The sequence below is a fragment of the Rugamonas apoptosis genome, from assembly GCF_014042355.1.
GTDB classification, from domain to species: Bacteria; Pseudomonadota; Gammaproteobacteria; order Burkholderiales; family Burkholderiaceae_D; genus Rugamonas; species Rugamonas apoptosis.
In genome coordinates this window covers 532,884-558,178 of record NZ_JACEZU010000002.1, presented here as the reverse complement: position 1 = coordinate 558,178, position 25,295 = coordinate 532,884, and the positions used below count along the sequence as shown (strand labels likewise).

The 25,295-nt window shown below is 67.5% G+C and carries 18 protein-coding genes; 6 read left to right on the top strand and 12 right to left on the bottom strand.

Features of this window, described 5'->3' with window-relative positions; genetic code table 11:
- The first annotated feature begins 2 nt into the window (after positions 1 to 2).
- Positions 3 to 1,460 (top strand): DUF1800 domain-containing protein, encoded by a 1,458-nt coding sequence (locus tag H3H39_RS06155; protein ID WP_182152457.1) that lies wholly within the window; start codon positions 3 to 5, stop codon positions 1,458 to 1,460.
- A gap of 23 nt (positions 1,461 to 1,483) precedes the next feature.
- Complete coding sequence (locus H3H39_RS06150; RefSeq protein WP_182152456.1) at positions 1,484 to 2,725, top strand: DUF1501 domain-containing protein; 1,242 nt, start codon at positions 1,484 to 1,486, stop codon at positions 2,723 to 2,725.
- A gap of 220 nt (positions 2,726 to 2,945) precedes the next feature.
- On the opposite strand, the gene H3H39_RS06145 is transcribed toward H3H39_RS06150, so the two are convergent.
- The 4 genes from H3H39_RS06145 to H3H39_RS06130 form a co-directional block, all read right to left on the bottom strand.
- Positions 2,946 to 3,791 (bottom strand): response regulator, encoded by an 846-nt coding sequence (locus H3H39_RS06145; RefSeq protein WP_182152455.1) that lies wholly within the window; start codon positions 3,789 to 3,791, stop codon positions 2,946 to 2,948.
- A gap of 36 nt (positions 3,792 to 3,827) precedes the next feature.
- Positions 3,828 to 5,180 carry a hybrid sensor histidine kinase/response regulator gene (locus H3H39_RS06140; protein WP_182152454.1) on the bottom strand — a complete coding sequence of 451 codons (1,353 nt, stop codon included), beginning with the start codon at positions 5,178 to 5,180 and terminating at the stop codon, positions 3,828 to 3,830.
- Positions 5,181 to 5,353: 173 nt separating this feature from the next.
- Entirely contained in the window at positions 5,354 to 6,091 is a 738-nt protein-coding gene (locus H3H39_RS06135; protein ID WP_182152453.1) for a 2OG-Fe dioxygenase family protein, read from the bottom strand.
- A gap of 68 nt (positions 6,092 to 6,159) precedes the next feature.
- Entirely contained in the window at positions 6,160 to 6,627 is a 468-nt protein-coding gene (locus H3H39_RS06130; protein ID WP_182152452.1) for a MarR family winged helix-turn-helix transcriptional regulator, read from the bottom strand.
- Positions 6,628 to 6,748: 121 nt separating this feature from the next.
- Between H3H39_RS06130 and H3H39_RS06125 the strand changes: the two genes are divergently transcribed.
- Positions 6,749 to 7,909 (top strand): HD domain-containing protein, encoded by a 1,161-nt coding sequence (locus tag H3H39_RS06125; protein ID WP_182152451.1) that lies wholly within the window; start codon positions 6,749 to 6,751, stop codon positions 7,907 to 7,909.
- Between the two features lie 161 nt (positions 7,910 to 8,070).
- Positions 8,071 to 9,966, top strand: coding sequence for a CHASE domain-containing protein (locus H3H39_RS06120; protein WP_182152450.1), 1,896 nt, complete (start codon positions 8,071 to 8,073; stop codon positions 9,964 to 9,966).
- Between the two features lie 42 nt (positions 9,967 to 10,008).
- On the opposite strand, the gene H3H39_RS06115 is transcribed toward H3H39_RS06120, so the two are convergent.
- Together H3H39_RS06115 and H3H39_RS06110 are read right to left on the bottom strand one after the other, a co-directional pair.
- Positions 10,009 to 13,140 (bottom strand): ATP-binding protein, encoded by a 3,132-nt coding sequence (locus H3H39_RS06115; RefSeq protein WP_182152449.1) that lies wholly within the window; start codon positions 13,138 to 13,140, stop codon positions 10,009 to 10,011.
- Between the two features lie 73 nt (positions 13,141 to 13,213).
- Positions 13,214 to 14,278: a M29 family metallopeptidase gene (locus H3H39_RS06110; protein ID WP_182152448.1), complete on the bottom strand. Its 1,065-nt coding sequence runs from the start codon at positions 14,276 to 14,278 to the stop codon at positions 13,214 to 13,216.
- 148 nt (positions 14,279 to 14,426) lie between these two features.
- Here H3H39_RS06110 and H3H39_RS06105 point away from each other — a divergent pair, with 148 nt between their 5' ends.
- Both H3H39_RS06105 and H3H39_RS06100 read left to right on the top strand, forming a co-directional pair.
- Positions 14,427 to 14,879, top strand: a complete 453-nt coding sequence (locus H3H39_RS06105) for a hypothetical protein (RefSeq protein ID WP_182152447.1) — start codon at positions 14,427 to 14,429, stop codon at positions 14,877 to 14,879.
- Positions 14,880 to 15,074: 195 nt separating this feature from the next.
- Positions 15,075 to 15,542 carry a cache domain-containing protein gene (locus tag H3H39_RS06100; protein ID WP_182152446.1) on the top strand — a complete coding sequence of 156 codons (468 nt, stop codon included), beginning with the start codon at positions 15,075 to 15,077 and terminating at the stop codon, positions 15,540 to 15,542.
- Between the two features lie 20 nt (positions 15,543 to 15,562).
- On the opposite strand, the gene H3H39_RS06095 is transcribed toward H3H39_RS06100, so the two are convergent.
- The 6 genes from H3H39_RS06095 to H3H39_RS06070 all read right to left on the bottom strand — a co-directional run bounded on the left by H3H39_RS06095 (position 15,563) and on the right by H3H39_RS06070 (position 25,234).
- Positions 15,563 to 17,566, bottom strand: coding sequence for a nitric oxide reductase activation protein NorD (locus tag H3H39_RS06095; RefSeq protein ID WP_182152445.1), 2,004 nt, complete (start codon positions 17,564 to 17,566; stop codon positions 15,563 to 15,565).
- Between the two features lie 4 nt (positions 17,567 to 17,570).
- The gene (locus H3H39_RS06090) at positions 17,571 to 18,392 is read right to left on the bottom strand and encodes a CbbQ/NirQ/NorQ/GpvN family protein (RefSeq protein ID WP_182152444.1); all 822 of its coding nucleotides are present in this window, start codon (positions 18,390 to 18,392) and stop codon (positions 17,571 to 17,573) included.
- The gene (locus H3H39_RS06085) at positions 18,376 to 19,734 is read right to left on the bottom strand and encodes a cbb3-type cytochrome c oxidase subunit I (RefSeq protein WP_182152443.1); all 1,359 of its coding nucleotides are present in this window, start codon (positions 19,732 to 19,734) and stop codon (positions 18,376 to 18,378) included. The genes H3H39_RS06090 and H3H39_RS06085 overlap by 17 nt, the downstream gene beginning before the upstream one ends.
- A gap of 32 nt (positions 19,735 to 19,766) precedes the next feature.
- Entirely contained in the window at positions 19,767 to 20,600 is an 834-nt protein-coding gene (locus H3H39_RS06080; protein ID WP_182152442.1) for a c-type cytochrome, read from the bottom strand.
- A 367-nt stretch (positions 20,601 to 20,967) separates the two neighbouring features.
- Positions 20,968 to 23,409 (bottom strand): TonB-dependent receptor, encoded by a 2,442-nt coding sequence (locus tag H3H39_RS06075; protein WP_182152441.1) that lies wholly within the window; start codon positions 23,407 to 23,409, stop codon positions 20,968 to 20,970.
- A gap of 187 nt (positions 23,410 to 23,596) precedes the next feature.
- Entirely contained in the window at positions 23,597 to 25,234 is a 1,638-nt protein-coding gene (locus H3H39_RS06070) for a cytochrome c peroxidase (protein ID WP_182152440.1), read from the bottom strand.
- Positions 25,235 to 25,295 lie beyond the last annotated feature (61 nt).

Below are 25,295 nucleotides of genomic sequence, written 5' to 3'. Positions count from 1 at the left end.
CCATGAACGCCAAGCGCAGCATCGCCATCGCCGCCTTTGCTTTGTTGTCGCACGGTGCCGCCGATGCCGCCGACTTGCCGCAATCGCCCGAGCAGGCCGCCCTGCATGTGCTGAACCGGCTGGCCTATGGCCCCCGTCCCGGCGACATCGAGCGGGTGACGCAGATGGGCGTGCAGCGCTACATCGACAGCCAGCTCCATCCCGAATCCATCCCCATGCCGGCCGCGCTGACGGCGCGGCTGGATGCGCTGGAGACGGCGCGCCAGCCCGCCGGCCGCACGCTGGCGCAGTTCCTGGCCGTGCGCGAAATGGTCAAGGACGAGGGCGAGGACGCCAAGGCCAGGCGGCGCGCCGTGGTGGTGAATATCACCGAGCAGACGGCCGAAGCGCGTCTGGCGCGTGCCGTGGACAGCCCGCGCCAGCTGGAAGAAGTGATGGTCGATTTCTGGTTCAACCACTTCAACGTGTTTGAAGGCAAAGGGCTGGACCGGGCGCTGGTGGCCAGCTATGAGCGTGATGCGATCCGGCCGTACGCGCTCGGTTCCTTCCGCGACCTGCTGGGCGCCACGGCCCACCATCCGGCCATGCTGTTCTACCTCGATAACTGGCTGTCGACGGCGGATGGCTTCGTGCCCCGTGGCCGCGCCAACGACAAGGTCAAGGCGGCTGGCCTGAATGAAAACTATGCGCGTGAGCTGATGGAGCTGCACACGCTGGGCGTGGATGGCGGCTATACCCAGCGCGACGTGCGCGAGCTGGCCCGCGTGCTGACCGGCTGGACCTTCAACCCGCGCGCGCTGGCGCAGCGCAACGAGGGCTTCGAGTTCAATCCGCGCCGCCACGACAAGGGCGACAAGCAGTGGCTGGGCCGCACCGTGCATGGGGGCGGCCAGGATGAGGGTGAATATGCGCTTGACGTGCTGGCCATGCATCCGGCCACGGCGCACCACCTGAGCTATCAGCTGGCCCAGTACTTCGTGCAGGACGCGCCGCCGCCGGCGCTGGTCGAGCGCATGGCGCACAGCTACCTCGATAGCAAGGGCGACATCCGCACCGTGCTGGCCACGCTGTTCGCCAGCCCCGAATTCATGGCGTCCGAGGCGCAGGGGGCCAAGTTCAAGACGCCGTATCAGTTCGTCGTATCGGCCGTGCGGGCCGGCAGCGCGCCGCTGACGGAGATCAAGCCCGTGCTGGGCGCATTGAACCGGCTCGGCATGCCGCTGTACGGCTGCCAGACGCCGGACGGCTACAAGAACACGGAGGCGGCCTGGCTCAATCCGGATGCGCTGAGCCGCCGCATCGCCTACGCCACGGGCATGGCGCGCGCGCTGGATGCGGGCGCGCTGCAAGCCACGCTGGGCGGCGCCGTCTCGGCCCGCACGCGCGACGCGGTGGCCGCCAGCCCCGAACCACTGCGCGCCGCCATGCTGTTAGGCGGCCCTGACTTCATGCAGCATTGAGAAGTGAAACAAGGAGAGTGACCATGCAACGCCGAGACTTCATGCACGCGCTGGCCGCCAGCGCCGGCCTGGTGATCCCGCTGGGGCGCCACGCCTGGGCCGCCACGCCGGCCGAGGGCGGCGGCAACGGCCGGCGCCTGATCGTCATCATGCTGCGTGGCGCCGTCGATGGCCTGAGCGTGGTGGCACCCGTGGGCGATCCGAATTACGGGCGGCTGCGGCCCACCATCGCGCTGGCCCGGCCCGGCGCCGAGGGCGGGGCGCTGGAACTGGATGGCTATTTCGGCCTGCACCCGGTGCTGGCGCCACTGCTGCCGTTGTGGGAGCAGAAGAAGCTGGCCTTCGTGCACGCCAGCGGTTCGCCCGATCCCACCCGTTCCCATTTCGACGCGCAGGATTACATGGAGTCGGCCACACCCGGCGCCAAGAGCACGGCGGACGGCTGGATGAACCGGCTGGCCGGCGCGCTGCCCGGCACGGCCACGCCCACCCGCGCGCTCAGCATCGGCTCCACCATGCCGCGCATCCTGGCTGGCCGGGCGCCGGCCGTCAACCTTGCCAGCGGCGCGGCCGGCACCCGCGCCAATGTGCTGGACCGGCCCGCGCTGGGGCGCGCGTTCGACCAGCTGTATGCCAACCATGTCCGTTTCGGCCGCGCCTACCAGCAGGGACGGGATGCGCACCAGGAAGTGATGATGGCCGCCGCCGACATGGAGATGCAAATGGCCGACGGCGGCGCACCGCTGCCCAACGGCTTCCCGGACGACGCGGCGCGCCTGGCCACGCTGATGCGCAACGACTCCAATATCCAGCTGGCCTTCGTGGCCTTGGGTGGTTGGGATACCCACGCCAGCCAGGGCGCGGCCAAGGGGCAGTTGGCCAACCGCCTGGCGCCGTTGGGGCAGGGGCTGGAAGTGCTGGCGCGCCGGCTCGGTCCTTTGTTCGACCAGACCACCATCGTCGTCATGTCCGAATTCGGCCGCACAGCGCGCGAGAACGGCAACGGCGGCACCGACCATGGCCATGGCAACGCGATGTGGGTGCTGGGCGGTGGCGTGGCCGGCGGCCGGGTGTATGGCGAGTGGCGGGGGCTGGGCGAGGATCAGCTCAACGAAGGGCGCGACCTGCCCGTGACGACGGATTTCCGCACCGTGCTGGCTCAGGTCGCGCTGCGCCATCTGGGCCTCACGGAGCGCCAGTTGGCGCAGGTGTTCCCCGCCATGCCGGGCCAGCGCGCCGGTTTCAGCGTGCTGCGCTCGTCCTGAATCGGGGACCGCATGCGCCGGACTAGTAGTTCTACTGTATTGCAGCGCACCATGAATCGGCATATATTGGAACTGTCTCCTCCAACCGTTCGCTGAACATTGGAATTACGCCCGCACCGCAAGGTAGCGGGCGATTTTTTTTGGTCAGTTCGGTTTCCGCCACCAGCGTCTTCGAGGTCGGTGGTATCAAAAAGATAACTGCAAGTTCATTCAGCGCCACTCACGCCGCTGGCTGCGCGGCCGCCAGGCAGGCCGCGATTTCATCCACCAGTTTTTTCGGTTCGATCGGGTGGGCCAGCAAGCGGGCCGGATAACGCCGTCCGCCAGGCACCCACGCTACGCTGTCGTCGAGCGCGGGGCGCAGCACGACCAGCGGCAAGTGTTCAAGGCGCCGCAACGCCGCCACGGGAAACGCTTGCAGCGCCGCTTCATCCTCGCCGTCGCAGTCGCACAGCACCAGATCGAACGCCTGGCTCGCGCAGGCTTCGGCCTGCGATCCATTGGCCGCCACCGTCAGTGGATAGCCCAGTGGACCCAGCACGGAAGCCAGCAGGCCGCGGTTGGCGGGCGCCGCATCCAGCAGCAGCACGCGCGCACGGGCGAGGGGGGCGATGCCGGGAACGGGCGTGGCGTCCGGTGCGGCATAGTCGGATACGTCAACGGCGGGCGCGGGCGGCGACATGTGCGCAGTGCGCAGCGGTGCCGGCAGCCACGCGGCCAGCGCCGGCAACAGCTGTTCAGGTTCGAAGGCCTTGGCCAGCACGCCGTCGAAGCCGGCCGCCAGCAGGGCCGCGCCGCCATCGTCGGCCGGCTCGGCGCTGGCCGCCAGCACGGGGATGGCGCGCGTGGCCGGATCGGCCTTCAGCTGGCGCAGCACGCCGTAGCCGTCCAGCCGCGGCAGGCGCAAGTCGCACAGCACCAGGTCGGGCCGCTCGCGGCGCGCCGCCGCCACACCCTGTTCACCATCCCAGGCCGACAGCACGCGGTAGCCATAGGCCTCCAGCAGGTAGACCATCAGGTTCATATTGGCCGGGTTGTCCTCGATGACCAGTATCGATGCCGCCATATCTTCCTCCGCTGCGGCCGTGGGCCGCCAACCCGCTCAATGCCGGGGTTTGAGCGCCAGCGTGAATGTGCTGCCGTGACCGAAATCGCTGGTGAAGAACAGCGAGCCGCCTATCAGGTTGGCCAGGTTCTGGCACAGGTACAGGCCCAACCCCGCCCCTTCGGCGTGGCGGGTCGAGGTGGAATCCAGTTGCGAGAACGCCTGGAACAGCTTGGCCTGGTCTTCGGTGCGGATGCCGGCGCCGCTGTCGGTCACGGTGAATTCCACGCGCGGGCCGCCTTCAGCGTCGCACAGGGCCAGGCTGATGCGCACCGTGCCTTTGTCCGTGAACTTGATGGCGTTGTTGAGCAGGTTGAGCAGGATCTGGGTCAGGGCCCGGCGGTCCGTGTCGACCGCGAGCGGTTGCTCGGCCAGCACCACTTCCAGCGCCAGTCCCTTTTGCAGCGCCAGCGGGCGTACGCTGTCGACCACTTCGGCCACCAGTTGCTGGCACGGCACCGGCTCCACCATGAGCGACACCTTGCCCGCCTCGATCTTGGCCACGTCCAGGATGTCGTTGATCAGCGAGAGCAGGTGGCGGGCGCTGGCCCGGATCGTGTTGAGCTGCTTGTCCTGCTCCGTGGTCAGGGGACCAGGCAGTTTCATCAGCAGCGCGCCCGTGAAGCCGATGATGGCGTTGAGCGGGGTGCGCAGTTCGTGCGACATGTTGGCGATGAACGCCGATTTCATGCGGCTAGCCTCGGCCAGCTCCAGGTTCTTCAACGCGATTTCGCGGTTGATGGTTTCCAGCTCGCCCGCGTGGTGGGCCAGCCGCATGTTCAATTCGATCACTTGCCGTTCGCGCGCCTGCAATTCGCTGTTGACCTGCACCGCCTGTTCGTAGGTGGAGATCAGCAGGTCGAGGATTTGCTGGCGCTCGGCGTTGATGAAGTGCTTCTGGTCGCCCAGGTAGAGGGCGATGCCGATCTCCATGTTCTGGCTGCGGCGCAGCTTCTGGTTCATCAGCATGTGGCCGATGCGGTTGAGCAGGTACTCCTCCGAATAGGGCTTGCGGATGAAATTGTCGGCGCCGCATTCGATGCCGCGGATGATGTCCTTGGGGTCCGTCAGCGACGTGACGAGGATCACGGGAATGTCGCGCAGCTTGTCGTCGGTCTTGATGGCGCGGCACAGCGTGTAGCCGTCCATCTCCGGCATCACGACATCGGACAGCACCAGTTGCGGCTTGGCTTCGCGGATCGCTTCCAGCGCCAGCCGGCCATTGCTGGCCACCCGTGCGCGGTAGCGCATCGACTGGATCAGCCGGCGCAGCCGCTCGGCCTGGGTTGGGCTGTCCTCGACGATCAGGATTTCTGTTTCGTCGGGGAGGATTTCATAACTGGAGTCCACAGGCACTCTCCTGGAGTAGGTTCGCACCGCATCGTCGGGCGGGCCGGCTGGCGGGCGGTTGGCGGCGTGGACGGGCCGGCCGGGCCGCCCGTGCCGTGTTGTTACGGGCTGGTGAAACTATATCGGATTTAGCGGCGCCGCAGTGCAATTTCACCGCCGCCGTGTGTGCGGCGCTACGCGGGCATGCCCTGGAACGCGCCGGCCCGGTAGGTCAGCACCAGCGTGTCGCGGTGGCCGTGCGCGGCCAGCGGCTGGATCGGGGTCGATTCGTGGATCACGGCCGCGTCGTCGAGCAGCAGCAGCGACCACGGCGCCGTCAGCGTGAAGCGCTTGCCGTTCGGGCCTTGCGCTTCAAAGATGCGGGTTTCGCCGCCCTTGATGTCGCGCCGGCCCACCAGCAGCACGGCCACGAAGTCGACGCCGTCGCGGTGCGCCCCTTCCGGCGTGGGGCGGCCGATGCCGTCGGTGGTGTCGATGCGGAACTGGTGCGCCTCGATGTACCACGGGTGGGTTCCGCGCGCGGCCGTGCACAACTGGCCGATGCCGCGCACCAGGCCTTGCCAGGCCGGCTGCGCCACCGTGGCCGGCAGCACCGGCTCGAACAGGCGCTGCATGCCGCCGTGCAGGGCGTTGTATTCCAGCGGTTGCCAGTGGGGGCGGTGCGCCGTCTGGCGCAAGGCGTCACCGTCCTGGACAAAGCACGAGTGGCGCCGGCGGCGGTAACGGCCACCGTCCTTCAGGTAGTTATCCTGCGCCAGGTCATCCCAGCTCGGTTCCAGCGCGGCCAGGTCGGCCAGGGTGCAGCCGGCCAGGCTGGCCACGTCCTCGGGGCGCAGCAGCGCGTAACCTTGCTGGCGCAGCGCCTGCGGGACGGATTCGGGGGCGGTGAAGGTGGGGACGGGAATGGTCATGGATGCCTGCTGGGAGTCATGGTGCAGGCATTTTACGCCGCGCGCGGTTTTGCTGCGCAGGCGTGGCGTCAAACCGCCTGCAGCAGGCTGGCCCGCAGGGCGTTCAATTCGTTTTTCAGGCTCACCACCTGATCCAGGCTGCAGCGGGTGGCGCCGATGATCTCGGGCGGCAGCGTGGCCGCCACATGGCGCAGCGCGTCGCCGGCCGGGGTGAGGGTGATGATTACCTGGCGCTCGTCGCTGGCGGCGCGCGTGCGGGTCAGCAGGTCGGCCTGCTCCATGCGCTTGAGCAGCGGCGTGAGGGTGGCCGAATCGAGGAACAAGCGCTCGCCCACTTCCGTCACGGTCAACCCGTCGCGCTCCCACAGCACCATCATCACCAGGTACTGGGAATAGGTCAGCCCCAGCTTGCGCAGCAGCTTGCGATACAGCTTGCTCATCGCAAGCGAGGTGGAATACAGGGCGAAGCACAACTGGGCATCCAGCTTGGGGACCTGGTGCAGCGGCGAGGTGGTGGTGGCGGGTGTGGTCGTCATGTGGCCAGTATAGATAGCGCACTATTCATTTGCAAGCGCGGCGCGCAAAAAATGCGGCGCGCGGCGAGGGCTCAGGTATGATGATGTTTGGAAACTAGTACTTAGCAAGGGGTTGCCAGGCATGGACGTCCATCACAGGGCCATCGTACTTGTCGCCGATGGCGCGCCGCAGCAGCGCGCGACGCTGGGCGCACTGCTGCACGATCAGTACACGCTGCGCGAAGCGGGCGATGGCGCCGCCGCGCTGGCGGCCGCGCGTCAGTTGCCGCGCCCGGATCTGCTGCTGCTGGATGCGGCGCTGCCCGGTGCCGATGGCCTGGATGGCCACGGCGTGCTGGAACAACTGCGGGCCTGCCCCGACACGGCCGCCATTCCCGTGCTGATGCTGGTCGACGGCGGCCAGCCACAGGCCGAGCGGCGCGCCTGGCAGGGTGGGGCGGCCGACGTGGTGCAGCGGCCGTTGCTGGCCGAGGCGTTGCGGGCGCGCGTGGCCACCCACGTCAAACTGCGCCGCTCGCGCGAACTGCTGCGCCACCAGGCCGGCCTGGTCGAACATCTGGTGCAGGAACGCACGGCCGAACAGGGCCAGATGGTGGAAGCGGTGATCTGGGCGCTGGCCGCGCTGGCCGAATCGCGCGACCACAAGACGGTCAACCACATCCGCCGGGTGCAGCATTACGTGGCCGCGCTGGCGCGCCAGTTGCAGCCGTTGCCCCGCTTCGCGCTGGAACTGGATGACGCCAATATCGCGCTGCTGTTCCAGGCCGCGCCGCTGCATGATATCGGCAAGGTCGGCATCCCGGACGCTATCCTGCTCAAGCCGGGCCGGCTGACGGAGGAGGAATTCGCCGTCATGCAGCGCCACACCGTCTACGGGCGCGACGCCATCGCCGAAGTGGAACGCCACCTGGGCCGCAGCACCACGTTCCTGCGCTACGCGCGCGAGATCGCCTATTCGCACCAGGAGAAGTACGACGGCTCCGGTTATCCGCAGGGTCTGGCCGGCGACGCCATCCCCCTGTCGGCGCGGCTGGTGGCGGTGGCCGCCGTGTACGACGCGCTGATTTCGCGCCGGGTCTACAAGCCCGCCTTCACCCACGAGACGGCGCTGGAACTGATCCGCCAGGGCAGCGGCGAGCAGTTCGATCCCGACCTGGTGGACGCGCTGTTGATGGTGGAGGAGGAGTTTCTCGACATCGCGGCCCGCTATGCCGACGTGGGCGAGGCCGGGAGCGGGGCCGACGCCGGGCTGGCGGCACTGGAGCCGGTGGCGGCGTCATAGGACAGGTGGCCGGCGTAGAAGTCGTTACAAAATGACCGTGGCCAGGCGTGGAGCCGAAGACAGTGCGCCTGCACGGCAAGGCGCCACAACGACGCCATGGGCTTTTTGAAACGACTTCTAAGGCCAGGGCAGGGCAGGGCAGCGTGGAGGTAAGGCAGGCCATGCGTAAGCAGGGATATATCGCGTTCTTCGTCGGACTGTGCCTGACAGCCGCGCTGTGCCTGTTCGTGGCCAACGAACAGCAGCGGCAGCGGCGCGACATCTTCCGGCGCGACGCCGACAAGATCATCCATGCCACGGAAGTGCGGCTGCGTACCTATTTCGACATGCTGCTGGCCCTGCGGGCCATGTATGCGCACGACGACAACGTTGGCCGGGACGAGTTTCACCGTTTCGTCGGCGCGCTCGACCTGGCGCGGCGCTACCCGGGTTTCCAGGCCATCCAGTTCGTGCGCGCCGTGCCGTCGCTGCGACTGGCCGCCTTCGCCGATACGGTGCGGGGCGACACCAGCCTGGAGCCGCAAGGCTATCCCCAGTTCCGCGTGCATCCGGCCACGCTGCGCGACACTCACTTCGTGATCGAATACACGGAACCGCTGGCCGGCAACGAGAACGCCTTCGGCCTGGACCTGGCCGCGCTGGCGCCGCACTTGCGGGCGCTGGAACTGGGACGCGACGACGGCGTGGTGGTGGCCACCGAGCGCATCACGCTGGTGCAGGACGCCAGCGGCCAGCCAGGCTTCGTGGCGCGCGCGCCCATCTACCGCAACGGCGCGCCGCTGGCCACGGTGGACCAGCGGCGCGCGGCGCTGGTGGGTTTTGTGGCCATCGTGTTCAAGGTCAATACGCTGATGCGGGAAGTGCTGGAGCCGGCCCTGCTGCCGGACCTGTACGTGCGCATCCACGACACGGGCTACCTCAAGGATGGCGCCAGCCAGGCGCCCGGCGCGGACAACCTGCTGTTCGACAGCGGCGGCCGGATCGGCGCCGCGCGCCTGCCGGCCTTGCCGGGCCTGAGCGCCAGCGCCAGTCTGGTGGTGGGTGAGCGCCGTTGGCTGCTGCGGGTGGACGGCCACGACGGCGCCCGTTACAGCGGCGTGCCCACGCCGGTGCTGCTGACGGCGGCCGCGGGCCTGATCATCAGCGCCCTGGTGGGCGCGCTGCTGATGGCCAAGCAGGGACTGGAACGCAGCCTGGCCGAACTGGCGCGCCAGAAGGACAACGCCGACGCGGCCCATGCCGATTTGTCGGCCGCGCTGGCCAGCCTGCAACTGGCCCAGGCCAACCTGATCACGTCGGAAAAGATGGCGTCGCTGGGGGCCTTGGTGGCGGGGGTGGCGCATGAACTGAACACCCCCATCGGCAACAGCCTGCTGACGGCCACCGCGCTGGGTGACCGGGTGGCCGATTTCGAGCGCAAGTTAAACGGCGAGGGCGGCGTCAAGCGCTCGGCGCTGGTGGCCCACCTGGCCGACGCGGGCAAGGCTTGCGCCATCATCGCCGCCTCGCTGGCGCGGGCGGCCGACTTGATCACGTCGTTCAAGCAGGTGGCGGTGGACCAGTCCAGCGGCCAGCGCCGCCGCTTCCTGCTGGAGGAACTGGTGCGCGACGTGCTGGCCACGTTCGCCGCGCAGTTGCGCCACGCGGGGTGCGTGGTGGAGGTGGAGGTGGAGCAGGGACTGGAGCTGTTGTCGTATCCGGGCAGCGTGAGCCAGGTGCTGAGCAACTTGATCAACAACGCCCTGCTGCACGGCTTCGACGGCAGCGGCGGCACTGTCACCATCCACGCCCGGCGCCAGGGTGGGGGCGAGGCCGTGCTGCGCTTCGCCGACAATGGCAAGGGCATGTCGGAGCGCACGCTGCGCCAGGTGTTCGATCCCTTCTTCACCACGCGCCTGGGACAGGGCGGCTCGGGGCTGGGCATGCATATCGTCTACAACATCGTCACCAATGTGCTGCATGGCCGCATCGAGGTACAGTCGGCGCCGGGGCAGGGCACCAGCGTCACGCTCACGCTGCCGCTGGAGGCGCCCGTGTGGGAGCCGTCCGCGTCATAGGTGCTGAACGGTTGCCGCTTTGCTGGCGCAGCCGCTGGCATGCTACTGGTCGAGCAAGTCCCACAACTGGCGGTATTCGGCGCGCTCCGTCATGCGGCCGATGCGGCGGGCCAGTTCCGGCGCGCCGGCGCCGATCCAGGCCAGCAGTTGTTCGATGGCCGCCACGTCCAGGCTGGCCACGGCTTGCTGCAAGTCGTGGCGCAACGGCGGCGTGAGCGCGGCCAGTTCGGCCGCCGTCAACGGCGCGTCCCGTAGCGCGGGGGCTGCGTGCTGTTGGGTATCCGCGTCGTGTTCGCGGATGAAGCACACGCCCAGCAGCCGCTCCAGCAGTGCGAACAGCTTGTCCTGCTCCACCGGCTTGCGCATGAAGTCGTCGGCGCCGCTGGCCAGCGCTTCGCGCCGTTCCTCCTCGAAGGCGCTGGCCGTCAGGATCACGATGCGGGGCTGGCGCAAGGTCGTATCGGCCCGCACCTGGCGCGTCAGGGCCAGGCCGTCCATGCCCGGCATGCGCCAGTCCATCAGCACCAGGTCCGGCGCCAGGGCTGCGATCTGGTGCGCTCCCTCGATGCCGTCGGCCGCCTCGTGCAGGGTGAACCCCAGCGGTTCGAGCATATCGCGCAGCAGTTGGCGGCCGGTGGCGTTGTCGTCCACCAGCAGCACGATCTTGCCGCGCTGTTCCGGCGGCAGGCCCAGCACGCGCGCCTGCGCCTGCGATGGCGCCAGCGCGCCATGGCGCTGAGCCACGTCCAGCGTGAACGAGAAGGTGGCGCCCTGGCCCGGCTGCGAGGCCAGTTCCAGGTCGCTGCCCATCAGGCGCACGAACGCGCGGCTGATGGTCAGGCCCAGGCCCGTGCCGGCCTGGCTGGCGGCCGTATCGGCCTGCACGAAGGGCTGGAAGATGCGTTCGCGGTCGGCCGGCGCCACGCCGGGGCCGTGGTCGCTGACGGCGAAGCGCAGCCGCACCAGGCCGTCGGCCAGCGGTTCGGGTGTGGCCACGGCGTCCACCGCCAGCGTCACGTCGCCCCGGCCGGCGTACTTGACGGCGTTCGACAGCAGGTTGATCAGCACCTGGCGCAGCTTGGCGCCGTCGGCCATGATCACGCCCGGCACGCCCCCGCATTGCAGCCGCAACCCCACGCCCTGCTGGCCGGCCCGCAACTGCACCATCTCCAGCACCGTGTCGAGCAGCGCGTGCAGGTCCACCGGCGCCAGTTGCAAGGCGGTCTTGCCGCTTTCGATTTTCGACAGGTCCAGGATGTCGTTGATCAGCATCAGCAAGTGCTGGCCGGAGCGGTGGATCATGCCCAGCTTGCGCTTGTGTTCCGCGCCGATGGCGGCGTCGGTCGACAGCAGTTGGGAAAATCCGATCACGGCGTTGAGCGGGGTGCGCAGCTCGTGGCTCATATTGGACAGGAATACGCTCTTGGCCTCGTTGGCCGCTTCGGCACGGCTCAGCGCCACCGATAACGCGGCCGTGCGATCCGCCACGGCCTGTTCCAGATGGTCGCGGTGGCGCCGCAGTTCGTGTTCGCGCGCGGCCAACTGGCTGGTCATGGCCGACAACTGGTCGAACGATTGCTGCATCCGATCAGCCATGTGGTTGAACGAGGACGACAGCCCGCCCAGTTCCTCCAGCCGGCTGCCCGGCACGCGCTGGCCCAGGTCGCCCTGCGCCAGTGCCTGCGTGGCGCTGGCCAGGCGGCGGATGGGCGCGGTGACGATGGCCGACAAGCCGATGGCCGCCACCAGTGTGGTCAGCAGGGCCAGCGCGAACACCATGGCCGACTGGCTGTTGCCGGTACGGACACCTTCCAGGTAATACGCTTCCGGCATGGCCGTCAGCAGCAGCCAGTCCGTGTGGCCGGCCCGGTCCTGGTAGGGTGTGGCCTGCATCAGCCACGTTTCACGTGACAGTGGCTTGCTGCTGATGACGTCGAAATTGAATTGCGTGGGCGCGTGCAGCAGGCGCGGGGCGTTCGCGCCCGCGCCCAGTGCGGCCAGCGCGGCCTGGGCCACCGGGTCGGAGGCGGAGTTGGCGGCGGAGGCCGTGGCCGGGACCGATAACGGGGCAGAGGTGGCGATCAGGTGGCCGTCGCGGTCGACCACCAGCACGCGGCCGTTGCGGGCCATGGGCAGTTCGCGCAACAACTGGTTCAGCGCGGCCGGGCGCACGGGCTGGCCTGCCTGCTGCAGGCTGGCCAGGTGTTCATCGAGCCGCAGGTTGATGTTTTCCGCCACTTCCTCATGCAGCCGGCCGGCCAGCTTGACGGCGGCCGATTCGGCGCTGCTCAGGGTCAGGTAGGCGGTCGCGCCCACCGTCGCCAGCAGCAGCGCGATGAATGGCGCGGCCAGGAACAGCCGCATGGGCAGGTAAGATGCCCCGCCCGCGTCGGGCGCGCCGGCGCCGTCCACCCAGCGCCACTTCGGCTGGCCCAGTTGACGCTGGCGCACGTGGCGGGGAATCTCGGCCCAGAACATGCCGTAGCGGCGCGCCAGCGGCAGCGCGGCCAGCATGGCGAACGGCGCCAGCAGCCAGGTGATGGCGGTGGTGAAGAACAGGGCCGGCGTGAGCGTGCGGTAGGCGATGGCGGGCGTGAACTGGGGCGAGGTGATATGGCCCCACAGCAGCGGTTCGAGCGCCATGAAGATGGCCACGAACAGCAGGTAGCGGCGCCATGTGGCGCGGCGGCGGAAGTCGGGCTGGCGGTCCAGCAGCTGGTGCGCCACCCAGAAGCAGGCCGGGTTGATGAAGTAGCCGGCCAGCCAGTCCAGCAGGAACGCCGGCGGTACGCCTTCCACCAGGTCCGACAGGCCGTAGGCGAACGGCACGATAATCAGGGCCGGGTAGCCGAACAGCACCACGCACAGGAATACCGACAGGTCTTTCAGCGATTCGAAGGTTTGCGCGCCCGGCACCAGCACGATGAAGGAGCCGATGTAGCCGGTGACGAAGATGGCGGCGAAGGTGATGACCACGCTGGCCATGGCCTTGCTGTCCCAGTTCTGGCGTGTGAAGCCCAGGCCCCAGCGCCCGTCCGGACGCAGCGTGATGCCGCCGAAGGCGCACAGCATGAGCACGAAGCCCAGCAGATAGCCGAGCCCGCCCCACACCTGCAACAGGCTCAGTGGAATGCTGCCGAACATGGATTCCAGCCATCGGATGAGCGCGTGCATGTTCCCTTCCGTCGTTATCGTCGCCATCGCGGACCGGCGCCGCGCGTGGCCTTATGCCATCACACTGTACCTGCTACACCTGCCAGGCGCCATCCCGGTATACCCGTTCCTGGTCCAGGTAGACCGCCTCCGTCACCGCGAACACGTCCACATGGTAGCGCGTGTCCTTGCGGCGGAACTGCGGCTTGGGATAGACCCCATGCTTGGCGCCCAGCGACAGATGGATGCCGCACATGCGTTCGTAGGTACCGATATCGTCCACCATCTGCTCGCGCGAGAACGCGCGGTTCATGCCGAAACCCAGTTCGCGCAGCCACACTTCGCCCTCGTGGGCGCGGATGATGGCCAGCATGTTGTCGAACGCCGGCGTGCTGTGCTCCACGCCCGTCACCCGGCCCCGCTCGACGATCAGGGTGATCGGATGCTCGGGGCGGTTGACGAGGAACTGGGTGTCGCCGAACACGAAGATGCGCACCCGTCCGTGCACCGCTTCCAGGTCCAGCGCTTCCGTGAACACTTCGCCCAGCGGGAACTGGCCGCCCACGTTGTTCATGGCGCGGTAGTCGCCGATATTGAGCTTGGCCGGTTCGAACGGGGAGCCGAACACCAGCTGTTCGCCGCCGCTGTCGATCATGCCGCCGGCGGCGCGGTCGATGCGCTCCTTGAGCGCGTGGCCCACGCCACGGTAATAGGCCGGGTCGTAGGCCAGCGCGTCGATGTAGTGGCGGCCCTGATCGCCCGGCATGCGCGACAGGTGCACGTGCTCGATCACTTTCAGGCCGCGCTTGAACAGTTCGATGCGGATGCGGAACGCCTCCAGCCGGAAGCTGGTGGACTGGATCAGCACCACCAGGTCGCCGGGCGCCATGCGGGCGAACGCGGCCAGCACCTGCTCCGGCGTGACGCTGTCGAAATCGACGAAGGTGGCGCCGGGAATGGCGCGCCGGTAGGCTTCCGTCAGCGCGCGATTGAGATCGGTGCGGGTGTCGTGCACGATCAGGGCGCCGTGGCTGGGTGCGTAGTCGATGGCCATGGCCAGCAGGTCGCGCACGTTGCGCGCGGCCGTGTCCACCGTGCTCGCGGCGATCACGCCGATCGGCGCGGCGGGGGAAGGGGAGGCGAGAGCGGCGGACGTCATGTTGTGTTGGATCAATGCAATAGGGAATGTTGTGCATTATACGGTGGAAGACGGCCGTTCTTTCTTCTTGTACATCATCGAGGTGCGTTGTAGAATTCAGAGAAATATAGCCGCTAGGAAACTAGATGCACGTCATGAGGGATGCCCGATGAGCATAACGATGGGACAGGATTTGCCGCTGGAACGGCCCGATGCCGAAGGCCGCGCGGCCCTGTTCGTGCCCACGGCCGCCATCAAGGAGGACGTGCTGCAAACCATCCGCAAGGGTGCCGCCGTGGTCGGCTTCGGCAACCATGACCGCACCCTGACCATTTATTACGAGAGCAACCGGTTCAACGAGCCCGGGCTGAACAAGTGGGAACAGAAGGCGCGCAAGGCTTACGAGCGGCTGGTCGACAACCTGCCCACCGTGTCCAAGATGACGGTCAAGCTGGAGCACTTCGAGCAGGTGGGCTACATCAACGGCAAGGGCATCACCCTCCGCCGCATGGCCAGCCTGATGCGCTGGCTGGAACAATCCGACGCGCTCGACAGCGCGCCGGCCGGCGAACTGATCCAGTTCACGCCGCCCCCACCGCCCAAGAAAATCGTCGCCGAGTAAGGTGACGGTAAGGTAGCCATAAGGTGGCGCCGAGGCCGGCGCATCCTTGTGGCGGCCGGATCAACTCATTCAAAAATTTTCTTGGGTGAATTGAAACTTTCCCATGAGCATGTGCTATCGTTGCCAGTAGCGGCGCATACAGCCGTATTTACGGCGGCTGCCTGGCCGCCCTGTTGACGACAAGGAGAATGCATCATGCGACAACTGTACCAATACCTGATGACCGCGCTGCTGGCGCTGATGGTGGCCGGCGCCGCCCAAGCCCAGGAAGCGACCCACCGCGGTACAGCCGACGAAGCCGTGGCCATGGTCAAGAAGGCCAGCGCCTACCTGCAAAAGAACGGCAAGGACAAGGCGATCGCCGCCTTCAACGATTCCAAGGGCGAATTCATCAACGGCGACCTGTATGTGTTCATGATCGACACCACCGGCGTGATGCTGGCGCACGGCCAGAATCCCAAGATGGTCAACAAGAACCTGCTGGAACTGAGCGCCGGCGGCGTGTATCCGCTCAAGGAATTCCTCAAGCTCACCAGCGGTCCGGCCGGCAAGGGCTGGGTCAAGTACATGTGGCCCAATTCGATCTCCAAGAACATGGAGGAGAAGAACACCTACGTGGAAAAAGTGGGTGAGTATGTGATCGGGGTCGGTATCTACAAGTGACCGGGATAGGGCGGCGGCTGTCAGGCGACCAGCTTGCGCAGCCACGTCAACAACACCGTGGCCAACAACTCGGTGCGCGGCAGGATGGCGAACTGGTGCTGGCCAAACACCTGGCCCAGGTAGTGGGCGGCCTGATGATCGATGGTCAGGCAGAACGGCGAAACGCCGCTGTTGCGGGCTTCCACCACGGCCTGCCGCAAGTCGTGCAGGCCATACTTGCCTTCGTACTGGTCGACATCGTTCGGTTTGCCATCGGTCAGCAACAGTAACAGCCGATGCCGGGCCGGCTGGGCGGCCAGGCAAGCGGCCGCGTGGCGCACCGCGCTGCCCGTTCGCGTGTAATGTTCCGGCTCGATGCCGGCGATGCGCAAGGCCACGGGTTGACCGAACGGCTCCTTGAAGTCCTTGATCTCGCGTACCACCACGCCGTCCGGGCCTTCGCCGCTGAATGCCTGGATGCCGAACGGCTCCCCCAGCGCGTCGAGCGCATGGCTCACCAGCAGCAACGCTTCCCGTTCCACATCGATCACACGGCGCTGGTCGGTGATCCAGCCATCGGTCGATCCGCTCACGTCCACCAGCACCAGCACCGCCAGGTCGCGCCGTTCCAGGCGCTGCGTCTCGAACACCCGGCCATCCGGCGCGCCGCCGGCGCGCCGCGCGGATTCCGCGTCCACCCAGGTATCGACGTCAAGGTCGTCGCCATCCAGTTGGCGGCGATAGCGCGCGCGCCTTGCGCTGAGCATTTGAAAGCCCCGCTTCAGCGCGACCAGCAGCGCGGCGTGCTGTTGAACGGCGCGCGCGACGACGGCGGGATCGCCCGCCTCCGCCTGGCTGGCCCAGACGATGCTGCCAGCGGCCGTGTAATCCTGGCGGCGGTGGTCCCATTCCGGATAACGGTAGCTGCCGCCCTTGCGGCTGTCATGGCGCGTCCCTTGCCGCGCGCTGCTGCCCGCGATGGGTTCATCGCTCATCAGCACCTCCGCCGGTGAACCGGGCGTCGTGACCAGCCGCGCCTCGGGCAGCTCGGACAAGGCATCGCCGAAGTCGTCCGCCGCGGTCTCCGCATCGCGGTCGGTGGGGCGCTGCAGTCCCATCGGGTCTTCCGCCTTTTCCTGTGGCTGCGCGGTCTGGAGCACGAACGGCCCTGGCGACGTTTGCTCGTCTTCGCCATCCTGCGCCGGCCTGGCCTGCGGACGCCGTGCCAGCCGGGCGCTGCGCGGCTTCCTGGGCGTGTCGGGCGGCGCATCGTGGCCGCCGGCCAGTGGTGTAGAGGCCGCATCGGCCTGTTTGAAATCACCCAGCCACAGGTCCTTGTGCAACAGCGCACCCTGGCTGTGTGGCTGCTCCCGCACCGCCTGCGCGGCAAGTTGATACAGCGCCGCGCTGGGGAGTGCCAACGGATCCGTTGCGAGTCCGGCGATGGGCGGCTGGCCCCGCAATGCGCGCAGCACCGCCTGTTCGATCCAGGCCACGCTTCCCGTCAAGCGCTCAGGATCGGGACGCGCCGCGAGGGCGTCGGCGCGCAACTGCGCCAACACGGGCCGCAGGCCGGGGAAGCGGTGCTGCAACAGGGCGTCGGAAACCCAGGCTTCGCACACATGGAACAGTGCGCCCGCCAGATCCTGGCGCAGCCCAAATGCCGGTGCGCCGCGCAGCGCGCGGGTCGCCTGCAGCAAGGCCAGGGCGCGATAGCGTTCCATGGCCGGGCCGGGATCGAGGCGCATCAGCGGTGGTAGCCAGATCGCCTGGCCATCGGTGGCCGGCAGGGCGACGCTGTGCGCAGGTGCCTGCCCGCGCCGGAACAGGCGTTCCAGCATGGTGCGGGGCAGGGGCGCTTGCGCGGCATGGAAGCGGAAGCCGCGGCCGAAAGCAGCGTTGCACAGCAGGTCGAGGCGTTCGGCCACCGACTTCAGCGCCAGGCCAGGTTCGCCGCCATCACCGCGTTTGCGCTGGCGCACCCGCTGCACATAGTCGAACGCGATGCGTGCCGCGTCGGTGATGACGTCTTCCGCCTCCGCCATGGCGCTAGATGAAACTGGCCAGGATCAGGTCATCCATGGCGCCGGTCAGGGCGCGGTCGTCCGACAGCGGGGCGACGATGGCCGCATAGCAGGCCTGGCGCGGCGGGATGCCGCTGGCGATCAGGCGCGCGGCGGCCACCAGCACCCGGGTGCTGGGCACCTCGACCAGACCGCGGTCATGCAACTGGCGCAAGCGTGCGCCCAGTGCCACCAGCTCATGGGCCAGCGCCGTGTCCACGCCCCCTTCGTGCGCGACGATCATCACTTCGCGTTCCGGCTGGGGGAAGTCGAAATCGATGCCGACAAAGCGCTGGCGCGTGCTGGGCTTGAGGTCTTTCAGCATGCGCTGGTAGCCCGGGTTGTAGGAGATCACGAGCTGGAATCCCGGCGCCGCCTCGATCGTCTCGCCCGTTTTATCGATGGGCAGGATGCGGCGGTGGTCGGTCAGCGGATGCAGCACTACCACCGTGTCCTGGCGCGCCTCGACCACTTCGTCCAGGTAGCAGATGGCGCCGCCGCGCACGGCGCGCGTGAGGGGGCCATCCTGCCAGACCGTGCTGCCACCTTCGATCAGGAAGCGCCCCACCAGGTCGGACGTGGTAAGGTCGTCATGGCATGACACCGTGATCAGGGGCCGGCCCAGCTTCCACGCCATATACTCGACAAAGCGCGTCTTGCCGCAGCCGGTCGGCCCTTTCAGCATCACGGCCAGCTTGCGCTCGTGGCACTGCGCGAACAGTGCCACTTCATCGCCCTGGGCCTGATAGTAGGGCGCGGCCGGGGTTGGGCTCCCCGCCCCGTTCGCCGCCTCAGGCTCCCGCTGCATACGGCTGCGCCTGGGTGTTGTCGACGCTATCGAAACGCGGCGCGTAGCGGAAGAAGTCGACGATGAACAGCACCACCCCGCAGGCGAACAGCGACGCCGTCGCGAGCAGCATCAGGAAGTGCACCTGGATTTTCAGCTGCGCGTCCAGGAAGCCCAGCCCCATGATCCGCTCCAGATACACCTGGCCCATGCCGGCCGTGGCGAACGACAGCGTCATGCCGAACATGCCGGCGATCTGCAGCCAGAACGCCCAGTAGCCCAGCGCCGTGCCCTCTTCGGGGCGGCGCGTGAGGCTGGGCATGGCGAACGAGATCATGGCCAGCACGATCATGGCATAGGCGCCGTAGAACGCCGCATGGCCGTGCATGGCCGTGATCAGGGTGCCGTGGGTCCATTTGTTCACGGCCGGGAACGTGTGCGCCAGGCCCAGCAGGCCGGCGCCGAACAGGGTGAACACGGCGCTGCCCACGGTCCAGTGCAGCGCCAGTTTATTCGGATGGCCGGCGCCGGCGCGGCGGATGCTGGAATAGGCGTAGATCGCCATGCCGATCAGGGCCACCGGCTCCAGGGCGCTGAAGATGCCGCCGATGGGCAGCCAGTAGCTCGGCACGCCCACCCAGTAATAATGGTGCGCCGTGCCGAGGATACCGGCGATGAAGACCAGGCCGACGATCACGTACAGCCACTTCTCCATCACTTCGCGATCGGCGCCGGACAGGCGGATCAGCAGGTAGGCGAGGAAGCCGCCCTGTATCATTTCCCACACGCCCTCGACCCACAGGTGGATGGTCCACCAGCGGTAGAAGATCGACACCGTGTAATTTTGAAAATGCAGCAAGGCCGGCAGATACAGCACGGCAGCCAGGCCCAGGCCGGCCAGCAGCACGCCTTCGCTGGTGGTCAGGCGGCCGGACTTCTTGATGGTCATGCCGACGTTGTAAAGGAACATCAGCATGACGACCACGATCACCAGCTTGTGCGGCAACGGTTGCTCCAGCAGCTTGTTGCCGGTGCCCCAGCGGAACAGGTAGCCGATGATCGCCGTCACGCCCATCAGCACCCACAGCACCAGCTGGATGTAGGCCAGCCGTGTGCTGTGCAGTTCGGTGCGCGATTCGTCCGGCACCATCCAGTAGGTGCCGCCCATGAAACCGCACAGCACCCACACCACCAGCAGGTTGGTGTGGATGACCTTGGTGACGTCAAATGGCAGGATGTAGAGCAGTGGGTCCGGCCCCAGGTATTTCGCGGCCGACAGCAGCCCGAACACCAATTGCAGACCGAACAGGGCCACCGCCACCGCAAAGTACCAATAGGCGACTGCTTGTGATTTGTATTTCATCGCATTGCTCCGTCGTAAAAGGTACTGTCCGCTTACTTCAGGGTCGACAGGTAGGCCACCAGATGATCCAGCTGCTCCGGTTTGAGCGTGCTGGGATAGGTGGCCGGCATGAACGACTTGCCATCGGCCGAATACATGGCGCCAGGGACGATGTGGGCGCTGGGGGTGAGCACTGATTCGCGGATGTAGCCAGCGAGATCCTTGGCCTGGCCGTGGTAGTCGCTGCTGGTGAGCAGCGACTGGGTGCGGCTCGCCAGGCCAGCCAGCGATGGCCCGGCCATGTTGACGTTCGGCGCCGTCGAGTGACAGGCGGTGCAGGCCGGCACGGCGCCGCGGAACACGGCCTCGCCCAGCGCGACCGGGTCTTCCGCGCCGCCGCCGGGCGCGGCCGCCGGGGCGCTCGCGCCGGCACCGCGATCGGAGCCGGGGAAGGTGGCGCCCGTCACCAGTAGTGGCCGTGGCGGCCAGCCCTGGTTGTCGACCTTGGATACCCAGTCCAGGAACGCGATCAGGGAGACTATGTCGCCGTCGCTGAGATTCTGGCGCGGCATCAGGCGGCGATGCTTGTTCTCGTCGTAGAACTTGGCCGGATCCTTGAGGTAGGCGCGCAGGTAGGCTTCGCCGCGCAGCTGGGTGATCTTGGTCAGGTCCGGCGCATAGTAGGCGCCCTCGCCGAACAAGGTGTGGCAATTGATGCAGTTATTGTTGTGCCATACATCCTTGCCGCGCGTGACCTGGTCGGTGATCGTACTGGCATTGGTCAGCTTGTCGAACTGGCGATGGCTGTCCAGTGTCAGTCCGAGGAAGACGACCGAGGCGATGGCGGTGGAAACAATGGCGAAGAGTCTGGCTTGTCGCTTGTTCACGCTGACCTCCTAGACGGAAATCGCAGGCCAGTAGCGGAGCGCTGTCACCGCCGAATAGGCGATCGCCACCGCGACGAGAACCACGACAAGATAAGCGAATAACTTTAACGACATGACCCAGGTGTTCATTGCGTTCCTCCTTGAAGAGTGCTGCCGATGATACCTCCACTCAGCGCATGCTAGCCTACATTTAGAGCAAAAACAACAACACTGGGTTTTGGGCATCTCACCGTGATTTCACCGGCATCCGCGCGGCGGCAAAAAAATGGGCGGCGACCCCGGGGAGGGAGGCGCCGCCCGAAACCGCGCGAGCGCGGCGAGATTACCGTTGTCGCCGTGGCGCCATCGCTGGCCGCCACGGCCGTATTCACATGCTGGCCCGCAGCTCCAGCGCGATGGTGCGCGGCGGCGTCAGGTAGGCGTAGGGGAAGCCGAATTGCTGCATTTGGCCGCCCAGCGAAGTGATATAGCGCTGGTCGAACAGGTTGTTGACGAGCAGCGCCACGCCGTAGCGCTGCGATGGACTGTCCCAGCCCACGCGCAGGTCGAACTTGCTGGCGCCCGTCCCCGTCTTCAAGGTGGCCGTGCGCAGGCAGCCCAGGGCCGCCGTGTCGCTGTTGCAGCGGGTGGCGCTGCGGTGGCTGCCTTGCAGGTTGACGCTGGCGCGCCCGCCGGCCGTCTCCCAGCTCATGCTGGCCCCGCCCATCACGCTCACGCGCGGCGTGCCCACCGGCTGGCCCGACAGGTCCAGGCTCACATTGCCGGCCGCGTCCAGGCGCTGGTAGCGGGTGTAGGTCTGGTCCAGATATTCGAGGCCGCCGAACAGCGTCAGGTTGGGATTGACCCGTACCCGCCCATCCAGGTCCAGCCCATGCGCCTTCTGGTCGCTGGCGATCACGTTGTAGGTGGGGATGGCGCCGACGCTGTATAACTGGATGTCCTGCAGGTTCTTGAACTTGTAGGTGAACAGCGAAGCGTTCACGCTGGCGCGCAGGGCCGGCACCTGCCACTTCACGCCAGTCTCGATGTTGGTCATCTTCTCCGGTGCGAAACTGGGATCGCGCCCGGTGGCCGTGGGCGAGGCCGGATTGGGCGGCGTGAAGGTATTGAAGCCGCCGGCCTGGTAGCCGCGCGAGACGGACGCGAACAGCAGCGTGCCGGCATCGAGCTTGTGGTCCAGCACCAGGCGCGGACTGAAATCGGTCCAGTCCTTGTCGCGCGTGGCGGGCGACCCGGCCAGTTGGCTGGAGGTGGCGAACACGATGTTGGACGGTAAGGCGCGCGGGTCCACCCCGGCCAGCGGGCCGTAGGCGGTGAGGAACTGGTCGAGCGCGGGCGAGACGCGGCCCGGCACGTACCACGTCATGGTCTTCTTATCCTGGGTCCAGCGCAGGCCGGCCGTCAGATTGGTGGCTGGCGCCGCGTGCCAGATGGCGTCGCCGTACAGGGCCACGGAGCCGGTGCGTATGTCGCTGTAGTGGGTTTCCCGCCACGGGAAGTGCGTATTGGCGCTCGCGCCGGGTACACCGGCCGCTCCCAGTCCGCCGAACAAGCGGGCGAAGGTGGGCGCGCCGCCGCCGAACTGGCTGAGGGTGTCGAGCGTGCCGGTGGTGACGTAGGCGCCCGCGTCCTGCTGCTCGTTGTTGTGGAAGTAGCTCAGGCCGGCGATCCAGTCCAGCCGCTCCGTCTTGCCCGACAGTTTGAACTCTTGCTGGAAGCTGTGCGCGCGCTTGGCGTCTTGCGTGGCCAGGTATAAATCCTGGCGCGCGTTGCCGTCGTTGTCCGTGTAGTTGTGGGTACTGAAGCGGCGCCACGCGGTGGTGGACGCGAACGCCATGCCGGCCAGCGGCGCTTCGACGCGCAAGGTGGCGCCGTCGAAGTTGCGGCCTTCCGCGCCCTGGGTATCGTTGCGCAGCGGCGCGCTGAATGGATCGACGAAGTTGGCCGTGTAGGCCGCGTCGTACACGCCCCGGTAGCCGCCCAGCGGCAGGGCCGGGTTCTGGATCACGCCGAACGCGGGCCGGCCGTACTGCTCCATGTTCTCGTGCTGCCAGCCGACGATCACCTTGGCCGCGCCCACGTCCTGGCGCAGCGACAAGCGGGTGGCCCAGTCCTTGTCGCCGCCCATCTTTTGGCCGGTGCTTTGATTGGTGACCCAGCCCGTGCTGCCGGCTCGCACGGCCACCAGGCGCGCGGCCGTGGTGGCGGACAGGGGCAGGTTGAGCATGACGTCGGCGTTGGCACGGCCGTAGTCGCCCAGCTTGAGGTGGGCTTCCGCGTCGCGCGCCTGGCCCGGTTCGTTGGTGCTGATGGCTATTGCGCCGGCCGCGCTGTTGCGCCCGAACAGCGTGCCTTGCGGACCCTTGATGACTTCGATGCGCTGCACGTCGATGAAGTTCATCAGCGCGCTGCCCGTCTTGCCGGTGTAGACGCCGTCCACGTAGATGCCGACCGGCGAATCGGTGGCGATGCCGAAGTCGCCCGGCTGCACACCCCGGATGCCGAAGCTGGGCTGGGTCGGTTCCGTGCTGTCGACCACCAGGCCGGGTATGTAGCCGTTCAAATCGGCCAGGTCCTTGGCGCCGATGTTGCTGATGTCCGTGGCCGAGATCACCTGCATGGCGATCGGCACATCCTGCACCAGCTGCTTGCGCGCCTGTGCCGTGACGACGATGGACTGGACCTCGTCTGCACTCCAGGCGGCCGGTGCGGCGAACGCGCAGGCCACGCTGGCGGCGAAGGTGGTGCGCGCCAGACGGTTGCGTGCGAGGCGCGCGTGCGCGTGGGCGAGCAGGTCCGTCTGGTGCATGCAAACTCCGGCGAAATCGTTTATGTCTCAACGATTATGCCTACAGTTTTATCATGTACACAAGATGTTCATGGCCGCTTTGTCTTTTTCTTGTGCACGGATTTCACTGCGCGCGCGCCGGAGTTTTTGCGGCCGCTCAACTGGCTTAACTTTTGGCTCGCCAGGCCATGCGATATGGCTCGCCGCGTCACAGGGCCTTGAGGAACGCGGCCAGGTCGGACGCCTCCTGCGGCGAGAAGCCGATGCGGAAGCGCGTGTCATAGAAGCGCACCACGTCCTCGATGCGGCGCTGCGAACCGTTGTGGAAGTAGGGCGCGCGCGATGCGAGGCCGCGCAGGCCGGGCGTCTTGAAGCGGCCGATGTCGGACCACTTGCCGCTCTCCATGGCGCTGCCCGGATCGCTGGTGTCGATCACTTCGCCGGTGGCGTTGTTGCGCAGCGTGTAGAGCGGCAGGTCCGGCGTGCGCAGGTTGGCGGCGGCGGTGCCGGTGTTGAACAGGCGGGCCACGGAATGGCTGCCCACGTTGGGCGCGTTGTGGCAGGTGGCGCAGGTGGCGCGTTGCAGCGGCAGCCGCAGTTCGTTGTTGAAGCCGGCCACGTTGACCACGTTGAACGGCTTATTGTTGAATATCTGCTCGCCGCGCGCGATGGCGGCGCGGGCCTGGTTCTGCGTGGTGGCGGCTGGTGCCACGGGCGCCGGCTGGCCGCGTCCGGGCGGCGGTGGTGGCGGTGCCGGCTGTGCAGGTTGAGCGAGGTTGCGCCAGGCTGCGTACAGGTTCATCACATTGCGGTTGAACGGGGCGCCGCCGCGGTAGTCGCCCGATTGTGGATCGTTGATACCGAAGTAGAAGCCTTGCTGTGACAGTGGTTGCGGACCGCCCAGCGCACCAGCGTCGGACAAGCTGCCGGCCAGCGTGGCGCTGGACTGGGCCGTGAACAGGGTCTGCTCGAAGGCGGCGATCTGGCGCTGCTGGTCGGCCGTCAAGTCCTGCGCTGCTTCGGCGTGGCCGCGCACGGCGCTGTTGGCCTGATGCCGCAAGTCCGTGTCGAGCGGGGCGAAGCAGCGCGCCGGGCGCACGTCCTTGATGCAGATGCCGGAGCTGGCGTCGGCCAGCGTTTCGCGCCCGTCCCACATCACGGTGCTGTTGAATGGCAGGTTGGTGCTGGGCAGGGGGCGGCGGAACAAGGACAGTTCGGCGGCACTGGCGTAGTGGTAGGGATCGTCCGCTTTCACCAGCGTGAATTCGGCGTTGGCCGGCATGGGCAGGCCGACCCGGATCAGGCCCTTGGTGAGCAGCATGCTGTAAGCCAGGCGCTTCTGGTCCAGCGTGGCCACCGGGGCGTTCGGCGCGACGGCGCCGTCCACCGCGCGGAACACGGGATCGAGGCCGGCGCTGTTGTTGAAGCGGGCCGTGAGGCCGGCCGGAGTGACGGTCCAGCCGTTGCCAGGCTGGTGGCAACTGGCGCAGCTGCGGCCATTGCCGAACGGTTGGAAGAAGGGATTGCTGGTATCGACCGTGCCGGCGCTGCTGAAGGTGAGTGAGGCGCCATCGGCGTTGGGCACCGGCGCCAGTACGACGGGCGGCGGCGACTGCACCAGTACGGCGGCCGTGACGGTGGGGGCGGCGCTGGTGCTGCTGCCTGTGCTGGTGCCAGCGCCTGTGCCGGCGTCAATTCCGGTATCGGCCGGGCGCAGTACGGTGCCGGCGGCCAGTGCGCGCGGTGCGGCATCGCTGGCGGTGGTGTCGGTGCCGCCGCCACCGCAGGCCGCCAGCAGGGCGGCGGGTAACAGCAGCAGGGGCAGGCGAAGGGCGCGTTGGTGCATGATGGTCTCCGTCGGTAGTTTCGTGGGACTGCTTGGTTGGTCTACGGAAACAAGAATGACG

Excerpts from the sequence above, each read along its gene's own strand:
- H3H39_RS06110 (WP_182152448.1), bottom strand. The coding sequence starts at position 14,278 with ATGACGTCCGCCGCTCTCGCCTCCCCTTCCCCCGCCGCGCCGATCGGC.
- H3H39_RS06130 (WP_182152452.1), bottom strand. The coding sequence starts at position 6,627 with ATGACGACCACACCCGCCACCACCACCTCGCCGCTGCACCAGGTCCCC.
- H3H39_RS06125 (WP_182152451.1), top strand. The coding sequence starts at position 6,749 with ATGGACGTCCATCACAGGGCCATCGTACTTGTCGCCGATGGCGCGCCG.
- H3H39_RS06090 (WP_182152444.1), bottom strand. The coding sequence starts at position 18,392 with ATGCAGCGGGAGCCTGAGGCGGCGAACGGGGCGGGGAGCCCAACCCCG.
- H3H39_RS06085 (WP_182152443.1), bottom strand. The coding sequence starts at position 19,734 with ATGAAATACAAATCACAAGCAGTCGCCTATTGGTACTTTGCGGTGGCG.
- H3H39_RS06105 (WP_182152447.1), top strand. The coding sequence starts at position 14,427 with ATGAGCATAACGATGGGACAGGATTTGCCGCTGGAACGGCCCGATGCC.
- H3H39_RS06155 (WP_182152457.1), top strand. The coding sequence starts at position 3 with ATGAACGCCAAGCGCAGCATCGCCATCGCCGCCTTTGCTTTGTTGTCG.
- H3H39_RS06075 (WP_182152441.1), bottom strand. The coding sequence starts at position 23,409 with ATGCACCAGACGGACCTGCTCGCCCACGCGCACGCGCGCCTCGCACGC.
- H3H39_RS06120 (WP_182152450.1), top strand. The coding sequence starts at position 8,071 with ATGCGTAAGCAGGGATATATCGCGTTCTTCGTCGGACTGTGCCTGACA.
- H3H39_RS06150 (WP_182152456.1), top strand. The coding sequence starts at position 1,484 with ATGCAACGCCGAGACTTCATGCACGCGCTGGCCGCCAGCGCCGGCCTG.
- H3H39_RS06070 (WP_182152440.1), bottom strand. The coding sequence starts at position 25,234 with ATGCACCAACGCGCCCTTCGCCTGCCCCTGCTGCTGTTACCCGCCGCC.
- H3H39_RS06100 (WP_182152446.1), top strand. The coding sequence starts at position 15,075 with ATGCGACAACTGTACCAATACCTGATGACCGCGCTGCTGGCGCTGATG.
- H3H39_RS06135 (WP_182152453.1), bottom strand. The coding sequence starts at position 6,091 with ATGACCATTCCCGTCCCCACCTTCACCGCCCCCGAATCCGTCCCGCAG.
- H3H39_RS06145 (WP_182152455.1), bottom strand. The coding sequence starts at position 3,791 with ATGGCGGCATCGATACTGGTCATCGAGGACAACCCGGCCAATATGAAC.
- H3H39_RS06095 (WP_182152445.1), bottom strand. The coding sequence starts at position 17,566 with ATGGCGGAGGCGGAAGACGTCATCACCGACGCGGCACGCATCGCGTTC.
- H3H39_RS06115 (WP_182152449.1), bottom strand. The coding sequence starts at position 13,140 with ATGCACGCGCTCATCCGATGGCTGGAATCCATGTTCGGCAGCATTCCA.